The organism is Lactobacillus kullabergensis, from assembly GCF_003151025.1.
GTDB lineage: Bacteria > Bacillota > Bacilli > Lactobacillales > Lactobacillaceae > Lactobacillus > Lactobacillus kullabergensis.
In genome coordinates this window covers 887,256-899,137 of sequence record NZ_CP029477.1, presented here as the reverse complement: position 1 = coordinate 899,137, position 11,882 = coordinate 887,256, and the positions used below count along the sequence as shown (strand labels likewise).

11 protein-coding genes are annotated in these 11,882 nt (G+C 36.4%); all 11 read right to left on the bottom strand.

Annotated features, from left to right (window positions below; genetic code table 11):
* Positions 1–13: 13 nt before the first annotated feature.
* The 11 genes from DKL58_RS04240 to murD all read right to left on the bottom strand — a co-directional run bounded on the left by DKL58_RS04240 (position 14) and on the right by murD (position 11,881).
* Positions 14–220, bottom strand: coding sequence for a cold-shock protein (locus DKL58_RS04240; protein WP_045928003.1), 207 nt, complete (start codon positions 218–220; stop codon positions 14–16).
* Positions 220–3,009 carry an isoleucine--tRNA ligase gene (ileS, locus tag DKL58_RS04235; protein WP_109586220.1) on the bottom strand — a complete coding sequence of 930 codons (2,790 nt, stop codon included), beginning with the start codon at positions 3,007–3,009 and terminating at the stop codon, positions 220–222. Before ileS ends, DKL58_RS04240 begins: the two co-directional genes overlap by 1 nt.
* Positions 3,010–3,232: 223 nt before the next feature.
* On the bottom strand, positions 3,233–4,033 hold the full coding sequence (locus DKL58_RS04230; protein WP_045928001.1) for a DivIVA domain-containing protein: 801 nt from the start codon (positions 4,031–4,033) through the stop codon (positions 3,233–3,235).
* Entirely contained in the window at positions 4,000–4,815 is an 816-nt protein-coding gene (locus DKL58_RS04225; RefSeq protein WP_045928936.1) for a YlmH family RNA-binding protein, read from the bottom strand. Before DKL58_RS04225 ends, DKL58_RS04230 begins: the two co-directional genes overlap by 34 nt.
* A gap of 177 nt (positions 4,816–4,992) precedes the next feature.
* Positions 4,993–5,298 (bottom strand): YggT family protein, encoded by a 306-nt coding sequence (locus tag DKL58_RS04220; RefSeq protein ID WP_109586219.1) that lies wholly within the window; start codon positions 5,296–5,298, stop codon positions 4,993–4,995.
* Positions 5,298–5,738: a cell division protein SepF gene (locus tag DKL58_RS04215; protein ID WP_045927999.1), complete on the bottom strand. Its 441-nt coding sequence runs from the start codon at positions 5,736–5,738 to the stop codon at positions 5,298–5,300. Before DKL58_RS04215 ends, DKL58_RS04220 begins: the two co-directional genes overlap by 1 nt.
* 15 nt (positions 5,739–5,753) lie before the next feature.
* The gene (gene ftsZ / locus DKL58_RS04210) at positions 5,754–7,088 is read right to left on the bottom strand and encodes a cell division protein FtsZ (RefSeq protein ID WP_109586218.1); all 1,335 of its coding nucleotides are present in this window, start codon (positions 7,086–7,088) and stop codon (positions 5,754–5,756) included.
* Positions 7,089–7,102: 14 nt separating this feature from the next.
* Positions 7,103–8,461 carry a cell division protein FtsA gene (gene ftsA / locus DKL58_RS04205; RefSeq protein ID WP_109586217.1) on the bottom strand — a complete coding sequence of 453 codons (1,359 nt, stop codon included), beginning with the start codon at positions 8,459–8,461 and terminating at the stop codon, positions 7,103–7,105.
* A 61-nt stretch (positions 8,462–8,522) separates the two neighbouring features.
* Positions 8,523–9,377 carry a cell division protein FtsQ/DivIB gene (locus DKL58_RS04200; RefSeq protein WP_109586216.1) on the bottom strand — a complete coding sequence of 285 codons (855 nt, stop codon included), beginning with the start codon at positions 9,375–9,377 and terminating at the stop codon, positions 8,523–8,525.
* Between the two features lie 16 nt (positions 9,378–9,393).
* Complete coding sequence (gene murG / locus DKL58_RS04195; RefSeq protein ID WP_109586215.1) at positions 9,394–10,500, bottom strand: undecaprenyldiphospho-muramoylpentapeptide beta-N-acetylglucosaminyltransferase; 1,107 nt, start codon at positions 10,498–10,500, stop codon at positions 9,394–9,396.
* 1 nt (position 10,501) lies between these two features.
* Positions 10,502–11,881: a UDP-N-acetylmuramoyl-L-alanine--D-glutamate ligase gene (gene murD / locus DKL58_RS04190; protein ID WP_109586214.1), complete on the bottom strand. Its 1,380-nt coding sequence runs from the start codon at positions 11,879–11,881 to the stop codon at positions 10,502–10,504.
* Position 11,882 lies beyond the last annotated feature (1 nt).

Genomic DNA, 11,882 nt, shown 5'->3' with positions numbered 1-11,882 from the left:
ATTCACTTTCCTGCTAATCAGCTAAATATACATTAACACATTGCAATCCATTTTTTCCTTGAGCGAGCTGATATTTAACTTTTTGTCCGACACGCAAGCGACGATATCCTTCTTCTTTAATAGCAGTATAAAAGACAAAGTACGCCTTCTGATTTTCATCGTCAGTGATGAAACCAAAACTACTGTTTTGATCAAACTGCTTTACCTTACCGTAACGCATTATTCTTCTAAACCTTCTTGTACAGCTTCAGGATAATCTTCTTCAACAATTTTAGCACATCTGCCGCAAAGCATTGGTACTTCGCTATCAGCTCCAACATCGGTTCTGATCATACGACACCGAGGACAAACATCGCCATCAGCGTGTTCAACGACAAATGCACCATTTGGTAATTTTTCGGCATTTTCAGGTGCTTCACCGTCAGCAATAGTTAACTTAGAAACTATTAAAATTTGCCTAAAGTTTGCATCCAGATTGGCTAAAACTGCTCTCATCTCATCAGTTGGATAAACTGTAACTGCTGCTTCAAAAGATTTACCGATTAACTTTTGATCACGCGCTTCTTCTAAGACTTTTAAAACATCATCGCGGAAATTCATAAATTTCTTCCAGTTGTCAAGGAGCTCATCATGATTTGCATAATGCTCAATTTCAGGCATTTCGGCAAGTTGGACGTAATCTTCCTTTTCCTTTAAGAAAGACCAAACTTCCTCCATAGTATGTGGCAAGACAGGGGTCAAAACCTTAGCCAACTTAACTGCCGCATCATAAATTACTGTTTGCATTGACCTTCTTGCATGACTGTTTTTACTTTCAATGTAAAGAACATCTTTGGCAAAGTCCAGATAAAATGCTGAAAGATCATTAGAAATGAATGCAAAACTCTTTTTATAAACATTATTAAAATCGTAACGCTCATAACTGTCAAGACAAATTTTAACCAAATCGTTGAGTTTAACTTCCATATATTGGTCAATGGAGTTTAGATCTTCATAAGCGACTCTATTTGTTTGCGGGTCAAAATCAGAAGTATTAGCCAACATATAGCGGAAAGTATTTCTTATTTTACGATAACTCTCAGAAGTTTGGCGCAAAATATTTTGTGAAACAGCAACATCAGAAGTAGTGTCTACGGAAACTACCCACAAGCGAATAATTTCTGCTCCCATTTGTTTGATGACATCGTTAGGTGAAATTACATTACCTAACGACTTAGACATTTTATGTCCTTTTTCATCTAAAACAAAGCCCTGAGACAAAATACCGCGATAAGGTGCTTTACCCGTGGCAGCTACAGCTGTAATCAGACTTGAATTGAACCAGCCACGGTACTGATCACTGCCCTCAAGATATAGATCACACGGGAAATTCAAATCTGGTCTTTTAGCCATAACAGCTTGATGAGATGATCCGGAATCAAACCAAACATCTAAAATATCTTTTTCTTTTGTAAATTTACCATTTGGTGAATGCTCAGAAGTAAATCCGTCTGGCAACAATTCCTTAGCACTTCTTCTATACCAGGCATTTGACCCCTCTTTGGCAAAAATCTGTGCAATATGTTCAATAGTTTCTGGTGTGACAATCGCAGTACCATCTTCTGCATAAAAGATTGGCAATGGAACTCCCCAAGCACGTTGTCTTGAGATTACCCAATCACCACGATCCTTAATCATATTGTGCAAGCGCAATTGACCCCAGGATGGCGTGAATTTAACCTTATCAATTTGATCAAGAATCTGTTGGCGGAACTTTTCAACTGAAGCAAACCATTGTGTAGTTGCTCGATAAATCACAGGTTTCTTTGTACGCCAATCATGAGGATAAGAGTGAGTAAAGAAGCTAAGCTTAAGTAAATTGCCTGATTTCTTTAATTTTTCACTGACGACTTTATTGGCATCATCATAAAACAGCCCTACTAAATCTGGATCGTTAATATCTTCAGTGAAACAACCTTTGTCGTCCATTGGGCTGTACACAGGAATACCATATTTTTGAGCAACATTATAGTCATCTTCACCAAAACCAGAAGCCGTATGAACTAGTCCAGTACCATCACTAGCAGTAACGTGCATTGCATTCATCAAAATAGAATCACGATCGTATAAAGGATGTTTGGCAACCATATGGTCCATTTCAGTACCCTTAAGATGTTGAACTACTTCATAGTCCTTCCAACCTAATTCTTCAGCAACAGCTTCTAAACGTTCAGTTCCAACAACGTAACGCTTATCACCGACCTGAGCTACAGAGTAATCAAACCCTGGATTTACTGTAATACCCTGATTAGTAGGGATGGTCCAAGGTGTAGTCGTCCAAATTAAGAAATATGTATTTTTCGGATCTAAAATGCCCTTACCGTCTTTTACAGGAAATGAAACATAAATCGAAGGTGACTTAATATCATGATATTCAACCTCAGCTTCTGCCAATGTTGATTCACTTGAAGGTGACCAATAAACAGGTTTCTTACCTTTATAGATATAACCCTTTTCATACATTTTACCAAAGACACGAATTTCTTCAGCTTCATATTCAGGTTGATAAGTAATATATGGGTGGTCCCAGTCTCCCATTACTCCCAAACGCTTAAAGTCAGTCATTTGCTTTTTAACTTCTTTACTAGCAAAATCTTGACAAAGCTGACGGTAATCCGCAAGATTCATCTTTTTGCGATCAACGCCTTGTTTGGTTAATTGCTGTTCAATTGGTAAACCATGAGTATCCCAACCAGGAACATAGGGAGCATAATAGCCGTTCATATTTTTAAAACGAACAATTATGTCTTTTGAAACTTTGTTCATAGCGTGGCCAATGTGAATATTACCGTTTGCAAAAGGAGGACCATCATGTAAATCAAATCTCGGCTTTCCTTTATTCAGTTTTAATCTTTGTTCATATAATTTGTTTTCTTCCCACTCTTTTTGCCATTGCGCTTCGCGAACTGGCAAATTGCCCCGCATCTTAAATTTGGTTTTACCCATATTAAGTGTATTTTTCACTCTCATTTTTTAATCCTCCCTATAAAAAAATCCTCGTCCTAAGATTAGGGCGAGGTTAATATCGTGGTACCACCTAAATTGAGTTGTTAAACTCCACTTAACGATTGCGTATCGTGCAACTAACGTAACAAACCAATCCTAACAGCTGATCAACCATTAAGCTCTTATATTAGTCTCACACCACCGCTAATTCGCTGAATTGCTCTCAAGTTTTACTGTCAGTTTGTTATTAATGATTTTTATAGTCATCTGGGAAAATAACAGTAGTACCAGAGCCATTATTAGAACTAGTATCTTCGTTATTAACAGTTTCAACACTAGGACTGTCACCAGTCATTGGTTTAGGACTATTATTATCTTCTTCAGTGTCTTGTTCAAAGTTTACTTCATCATCAATGCCATTGTCAACCTCTACTTCTTCATCTTCGTCGATATCTTCATCATCATCGTCTTCATCGACATCTTCGTCTTCATCAGTTAACATTATTGGTTCAGCACCATCTGGGGGATAAAATCGTTCAGTATCGAAATATTTATCGAGTGCTTTTTGCCAATTTTCATCATTAAGATTTTCAATTGCTTTTTGTAAAAGATCTTGAATATAAGAGCGATAACCTGAAGCTTCCTTTTTCACACGTTCATAGTCAGATTTAATAGTTTCAAGTTGCTGACGTTGATAATCAGTATCAATTTTTGCCTGTTCAGTAGTATTATTGGCTTGAACTGTAGCATCATTGATAATTCTTTCTGCCTGAATTTTAGCGTTACCTACAGCTTCTTTCGTAGCATCTTCATTCTGTTTGTACTGTTTAACTTGTTTTTGTAAATCTGAAACCTGTTCTTGCAAATGCACAATTTCATTCTTCAAGTCAACCGTTTGATCTAACGCGTCACCATAATCATTGATTATTTGGTCGAGAAAACTGTCTACTTCGCGCCTATCATAGCCACTTAAACCTCTCTTTTTGAATTCTTTATTATGAATTTCAAGCGGAGTCAATTTCTGCGATTCCTTTTTTTCGTCTGCCATAGCTTATACACCACCTTATACTTGCCTTTTCGTGTCCTTGATATATCTTTAATTTCACATCTGCCAAAATGTCTTAAACTTAGGACATCGTTTTCATTAACCATTATATTAAAATCTTTGACACTATGCCAATTTAATTTAACTAAATTATCTGATATACATGTTTTTACTTTCTGCCTGCTATCATTTGTGATTGAAGCTAAAACTGCATCCAGCCTCAGTGAAGAAACAATTGCACTTAACAGTTCACTTTCATCATCAACTGCTATTACTTTCTGATTTAGACTAGGTCTTATTCTTACCTTTGTCCTACCTATATAGGTGATTTCATGTTGAAAAAAATCTGTTAGTTCGCTCTTAGCAAAAAATTGCCACTTGCCATTGCCATCGGTAATAATGTCGCCAAATGTTGAGGTTTCTATACCTGCATTAGCTAGGCTTCCTAATATTGCACTATGTGACAAAGAAGTAAATTTCTGAGGATACTCAATATTAAAAACAGTAACCTGATATGCAAGAGGCGCAATATTATCCCAGTCTTCAGTTATAAAAACTCTTTTCTTTTCAGCATTTAAATGCCCACCAAAGCTCTGCAAACAAACTTCAGCACCAGCTATTTTTTTAAGAATATCCCTTTCTCCAGGATTCAGAAAATCTGTTAAAACTTCTTCATGCTTGTCAAGAGCGTTATTTATGAGTCCAGTCATCTTATCTACTATTTTCCGATCAGATAAATCACCTTTAAATAAAACATTCTTAGCATAAGCACTTCGTTTTGCTATGTTTTTTGTGTTCACACAATGCCCCCTGTTAATGAAGGTAAAAAGACACATTGGTCTTTTCTAAAATTATTATAGCATGAACTTTAAAAGACATTCATTTAACAAAGAAAACTATTTGCATTATTCAAAAAAATAAAAGGCTGACAAATCATGAAATTCATCAGCTCTTTATAAAAATTAAACAAACAATCTAAATAAAATGTTTGCGATCCATCTTAAGACATAATTTTGCACAAAATAAAGTAAAAGTAAGCCAATTAGAAATGAAATATCCAACCCGGTGGCATTAGAGAGTCTTAAAATCGGTCCCTTACGGAAAAGGTTTAAATAAGGATCAATTATCAGATTAATTATACGACCGAGACTTGAATCACGTAAAAAAGGAATCCAACTTAAAATTGCATCGATTACCATAATGATACTATAGATCCATATTATATAATCAAGAATATTAATACCGTAATATATGATATTTGCTGCCATTAACTTAAAGTATCTTTCTTATCAACTAAGTCACTAATTTTGCCATTAGTAACGAATTTAGGAGGTGTTGCCAGAAATATTTTATCGCCGATACGTTGAATTTCACCATTCAGGGCATAAACTGTCCCCGTGATAAAATCAACAACTCTCCTAGCAGAAGCATCTTCCATCCTGCTAAAATTAATAATCACTGCTTTGTTATTCAACAAGTTTTGTGCAACATCCTTGGCATCAGAATAAACACGTGGCTCGTAAAGAACAATTTTGCTCTTAGCCGCATTCATACCGGATTTTATCGAAACTACATTGTCACGATCAACAGCACTAGCAGAATAATTGTCCTCATTATTTAATTGTTGGTCTTCTGCATATTCATCATCCAGCATTTCATCGTCATCATTTGCAACACCGAAAAATTTACCTATTTTACTAAAAGCCATTTTTCTTGCCTCCTATTAGTTTTCACCACGATGCCTGAAAAATGGAATATCATCAGTATCATCGTCATCAAAAGCGTTGGTTTCGATTTGTGAAATACTGCTTTGATCGTCGTCATCAAACGAGCTCGATCTTTCCTCCTGATTTGTGGCAGATGGTGTTGAGCGACGATTTCCTTCATCATCGTTATCCAAACCCCATACACTTGTTGGATCGACCATAGGTTTATGTTTTGGAGCAGTCTGAACAGTTTGCGAGCCATCATCAGTTGAAGGTCTGGGCTCAACAGGTCTCTCAACCGAATTTGTATTTTGCCCAGAGGAATTGGTTTGACTAGGTTGTGACTTTATCTGGTGACTGTGACCAGGAAGCTGTTTAGATGCTTCCTCTTCTGCTTGTGAATTTATTCCTGTAGCTATAACAGTGACAACAACCTCATCTCCTAAATTAGGATTAATGGACGTACCAAAAATGATATTAACATCATCGCCTGCAGCCTTTGAAACAATTTCAGAAGCATCTTGTGCTTCAAATAAAGTCAAATCAGGTCCACCGGTGATATTCAGGAGAACCTGTTTAGCGCCATCAATTGAAACCTCAAGCAACGGTGAAGAAATTGCCAGTTTAGTTGCTTCAACAGTCCGGTTCTCCCCACTTGCACGACCAATTCCCATTAAAGCAGCACCTTGGTTTGCCATAACAGTTTTAACATCAGCAAAATCCAAGTTAACATAGTCGGTTGAAGTGATTAAATCAGAAATACCTTGAACACCCTGTTTTAAAACATTATCTGCTTCTTTAAAGGCATCCATCATAGGAGTCTTTTTATCGACCATTTCCAGCAACCGGTTATTAGCAATGATAACAAGCGTATCAACATACTGTTTTAACTGAGAAATGCCTTCAGCTGCATTTTTAGACCTTTTGGGTCCTTCAAATGTAAAAGGACGAGTAACAACGCCAACTGTTAATGCACCAGTTTCTCGTGCAATTTTGGCTACAATTGGCGCAGCACCAGTTCCCGTACCGCCACCCATGCCAGCGGTAATGAAAATCATATCTGCACCCTTTAGCGCATCTTCAATTGTCTGCTCACTTTCTTCAGCAGCTTTTTGACCTACCTCGGGATGAGAGCCAGCTCCAAGTCCTCTTGTCAACTTTGGCCCCAGCTGAATTTTATTTTCAGCTTTATTACTATTTAATGCTTGTACATCTGTGTTAGCAGCTACAAAAGATACTCCTTGTACGCCATCATCGATCATTCGATTAACAGCATTACCACCAGCACCGCCGACACCAATAACTTTGATGACAGCATTTTTATTGTCGTCAGAATCGAACGTAAAATCCATCTAATTAACCACCTTTAATCAAAGAACTTTTTGAAGAAGTTCTTAAAGCCTTTATCTTTATTTTGCGTATTATTTTTCGTTTTACTTTGCGAAGATTTTTCTCGTTTCAGTAACTCACGTCTATTATATTCTTCTTTTCTTTTACTTTCATTAACAGTAGCTGTTCTTTTCGAAGTTTTTGTTTTTTCTTGAACAGTCACTTCTTCTTGACCAAGTGCATCCTTGCCGTATATTGCGTTAATTACTAAAAAGTCAATATCAGACATTTTATATGCATAGTTAACGACTCCATATGCAGCTGAATAAATTGGATTGCGCATTCCAATTTGGTCAGGTTGATAGATTCTGGCTTTGACATTTAAAGTATTGGCTATTATGCCATCAAAACCTTGTAACAGACTGCTTCCACCAGTGATAATGACACCACCAGGCAAACTTAAAGCATCATGTTTAACCAAACCTTTTTCAATTCTGTCAATGGTCTGCATAACTCTAGCATTAATAATTTCACTTAAGTAGCTCTCGTCAACCATCTGTTGACCATTTGAACCTACGCTATTAACAGCAAATTTATTTTTTTCAGAAGCTAGATTTGGATCGGCATAGCCATAATCAAGTTTTATTTGTTCTGCATCCCTTTTTGATGTACTAAGAACAACAGAGATGTCATTGCTAATATCGCTTCCTCCTTCAAAGTCAATATTAGCATATTTAATCTGATTATTGTGAATGACCGTGGCAGTAGTCACGCCACCACCTAAATCAAGGATTATTGAGCCAAACTGTCGCTCACTTTCATTTAAAGCAACACTGGCAATAGCAAGCGGGGTTGGAACAAAAAAGTTATTAGAATAACCTGCTCGCTCTATAGCCTTTTTAATATTATGCAAAGGACTTGCCAGAGCCGTAAGCATGATGCCCTGCACTGACAGAGAATGAGCAATCATTTTTCGGGGATCATCGACTTCCGTTTTACCATCAATTAAAAAGCGGCTTGGCAAAAAAGCAATAGGTTCACGTTCGTTTTTTACTGCAGACCTGATAGCAGCACGTACTACACGTCTGACATCATGGTTGCCAACTTCCTGACCATTATCGCTTACATTAACCAAATCGCTTGCAGTTTCAAGTTGAAGCATACCAACCGGTATGCCTGTTACAACTCGATAAATCTTTGCGTTTGTCTTTTTAGCTATTTCTTTTAACGCTCTACTAATAGCAGCAGCTGTCTCATCAATATCAACTATATTGCCGTGGCGCATTCCCCTATTGGGAACAGCTACAGCTCCGATAACTTTACCTGTATCTGCTACAACCGCTTTCACACTTGTGGTACCAATATCTAAGCCCACTAATAAATTTGTATTGTCCAAAATTTACCCCCTGTCAGTGCTCTTTACAAAAATTTTACCATAAAAGTAGCTCAAATTCAGCCTAAGTTAAACCATAAGCTTTCTTTTCACTTGGTGTAAGCGGCCTGCTAAACGCACCTACTTCCAAATCAATTAAAGTATTTTTTCCCACTTTAGTTTTTATTTTATTATAGTACTTTAATTTACTTTTGAGGGTAGAAACGTTACCAATTACTACATTTCCATTTTTCATTAGAAAAATTACCTGTGATTTTCTCCTAGTGTTGCCGCTTAACAATTTTATCTGATTTTGAAAATCTGAAGGCAGACTATTAAACAAGTGAAGAGTTTCTTTCAATGATATTTCATGGTTATATCCCACAAAAACTGGCTTATCCGGACTCACCTTTGACCACGGAATTATCTGGGAACCCAATTTGCCTTGTGTAAGTATTTTCCGGTATCCTTTGGCATTTTTAATGTAACCAATCGTATGGTATTCGTCAATATTAAGAATCAAATGGTTAAAATTTTTAACATGAACATTTATGGTTTTTATTTCAGAGTATCTTGATGACAGTTTATGGTCTATACTGTCCTTATTAAACAGATGGTCAATTATTTTATCACTGGCTTTAATATCAGTAGTTTTTACAACTTCTTTTATTGGTAAATCATTTTCACCTTTTATTTGAATGCTTTTCACATTTGCTAAAGGGGAAATATAATAACCTAGTCCCAAAATGGACACTACTGAGATTCCCACAACAAGTCCCAAACGTTTAAATAATGCAGTTTTACGTTCATTATGTAACTTTGACAAAGAGGCAGAGACTTTTGTTTTAGCTTTAAACTTTTTCTTCTGATTAGATTCGTGATCTAAATAAGGTGATAATTTTTCTTTGGGATCAATTTTTGTTACTCGCTTCTTAGTCAACTGCCTCACCTTCTTCTTACTTAGATATATCTTGCATTACTTTAATTACTTCGTCAGAAGCATCTGGAACGCCCAATTTCTTTGAAGCTTTACTCATTTCTGTATAATATTTACGATCTAAAACGATATGATCAATTGAGGAAATAAAATTATTGATATTAAGGTCGCTTTCAGCAATTACTGTCGCAGCGCCTGCTTTTTCCAGATCAAGTGCGTTTTTCATTTGATGGTTATGAGTAACGTTCGGGCTGGGAATTAATATGGCGGGAACACCTAAAGCTGTAAATTCCGCAATGCTGGTTGCTCCGGATCGTGAAACTACACAAATCATTTTAGGCAAAAGTGCAGGCATATCTTTAACATATGGTAAAATTTTAATACTTTTACCATAGTCTATATTAGCCAGTTTTTCTTGGATTTCTTTAAAATAATATGTTCCGGTTACCCAAATTATCTGATATGGCTTTTTTTGCAAACGAGTTAGTGACTTAAGCATAATTCTGTTGATGGCTAAAGCTCCACGAGATCCTCCAAAAACTAATACTGTAGGTATTATTGGATTCAGATTCCATTTACTTTGCATATCAACTTTTGTCGATGATAAGTTCAGTACTTGCTGAGAACGAGGATTCCCAGTTTTTACCAATTTTTTCTTCTCAGAAAACTGTTTAGCTGCGTCATCAAACGTATAACAAATCTTATTTACATAGTGACCTAAAAACTTATTAGCAACTCCAACAACCGAATTCGATTCATGAATCAAGGTTGGTATTTTCATTTTAGCTGCTTCATAAACTACAGCACCACTCACATAGCCACCAGTTCCCATTACAATATCAGGCTTAAACTCATTAATAATTTTTTGTGCCTTTTTAGTAGCTTTAAGAAACAATTTAATTGTAGCAAAATTACTCATTATATGTTTACGAGAAAACCCACGCATTTCGATTGTCTTGAAATTCACTCCAGCCCCTGGAACAATTTTTGCTTCAAGGCCATTTTTAGTGCCGACAAACAGAATTTCATCAGTTGTAGCTAAATTGCGCTCTTTTAACCGTTCAATGATAGCCATAATAGGGTAAATATGACCACCGGTTCCTCCACCAGTAAATATTATTCTCATTTTATTTCGTCTTCAATTCCTTTACAAAATTAACAAAATAGTCCCCACGTTCTTCAAATGTTCTAAATTGATCCCATGACGCACAAGCCGGTGAAAACAACAATACGTCACCAGGTTTTGTTAATTCATATGCGCTAGGAACTGCTTCCTGTAAAGTGTTTTTAATTACAATTTGTTTAATACCCGCTTTTCTAGCAGCATCCGCTAATAAATAACGACTTTCACCATATAAAACGGCCGCTTTAACGTGTTTTTTTAAAAAAGGTACTAAAGAATCAAAAGTAAATCCTCGATCTAAGCCGCCAGCGATCCAGACTTCTGGATCTTCAAAAGAAGGAATTGCAACAGAAGCTGCTTCAATATTTGTAGATTTAGAATCGTTGTATATTTTGCGACCTTCTAATGTCATCACGTATTGCAAGCGGTGCTTTGCACCAGCAAAAGTTGTTAAAACGGCTTTAATATCATTGGTATCTGCACCCATTATTTGTGCAATTGCACTAGCAACTAAGGCGTTCTGCTGGTTATGAATTCCAGGTAATTTCATGTCAGATGTCTTCATTATTTTCTCGTGCTGATTTTGTAAATACCCATCGGCAATAAAATAATCGGCATCTTGACTATTTTCAGAAAAAGTTACGAATTTTGCTCTTGTAACTTTCCTTTCTTGTTTCAAAATATCTTTTTGATCGAAATTGGCCAAAAAATAATGATCTGAACTCTGCGTACGAGTAACATTCAGTTTGGCATTAACATAATTTTCAAAAGTTTTATGATAATCCAAGTGAACATTATGGTATATGTCAATGATCGCTGCCACATTAGGATCAATATCTGTAACACCAAGTAACTGAAAACTGGAAGTTTCGCAGACTAGAATATCATCCTTGGACGCTTTTTCAACCACTTCAGATATAGGTACGCCAATGTTCCCTACTGCGTATGCATGATGTCCATTTTTAGACAAATGATGATCAAGAATTTTCTGGGTCAGCATTACTGTGGTGGTTTTCCCATTCGAACCTGTAACGCAAATATAAGGGGCATCACTAACACTCAATGCAATTTCTGGCTCGGTTATAATAGGCAAGTTTAGTTTTTGAGCCTCTTGTACCATTGGATTTTCATAAGGGATGCCAGGATTCTTTACTAAATAATCAAAACTTTCTTGACTTAATAATTCAATTGGATGCCTGCCGTCAATCACGCGGACACCCTGTTTTTTCAATTCCTGTGCATTTTTATTTTTACTCAAATCAGCCTGATCATTTAAAGTCAGCTTTGCACCAAGTTTAAGCAGCAATTTACTAACTGCAAAACCGCTTTTGCCCAGACCTAAAACCAAAATGTTTTTGTTCTGATAAGTCTTAATCTGCTTCATT

Bases quoted from the DNA above. Each gene is read 5' to 3' on its own strand.
- DKL58_RS04240 (WP_045928003.1), bottom strand. From the start codon at position 220: ATGCGTTACGGTAAGGTAAAGCAGTTTGATCAAAACAGTAGTTTTGGT.
- ileS (WP_109586220.1), bottom strand. From the start codon at position 3,009: ATGAGAGTGAAAAATACACTTAATATGGGTAAAACCAAATTTAAGATG.
- DKL58_RS04230 (WP_045928001.1), bottom strand. From the start codon at position 4,033: ATGGCAGACGAAAAAAAGGAATCGCAGAAATTGACTCCGCTTGAAATT.
- DKL58_RS04220 (WP_109586219.1), bottom strand. From the start codon at position 5,298: ATGGCAGCAAATATCATATATTACGGTATTAATATTCTTGATTATATA.
- DKL58_RS04215 (WP_045927999.1), bottom strand. From the start codon at position 5,738: ATGGCTTTTAGTAAAATAGGTAAATTTTTCGGTGTTGCAAATGATGAC.
- ftsZ (WP_109586218.1), bottom strand. From the start codon at position 7,088: ATGGATTTTACGTTCGATTCTGACGACAATAAAAATGCTGTCATCAAA.
- murG (WP_109586215.1), bottom strand. From the start codon at position 10,500: ATGAGAATAATATTTACTGGTGGAGGAACCGGTGGTCATATTTACCCT.
- murD (WP_109586214.1), bottom strand. From the start codon at position 11,881: ATGAAGCAGATTAAGACTTATCAGAACAAAAACATTTTGGTTTTAGGT.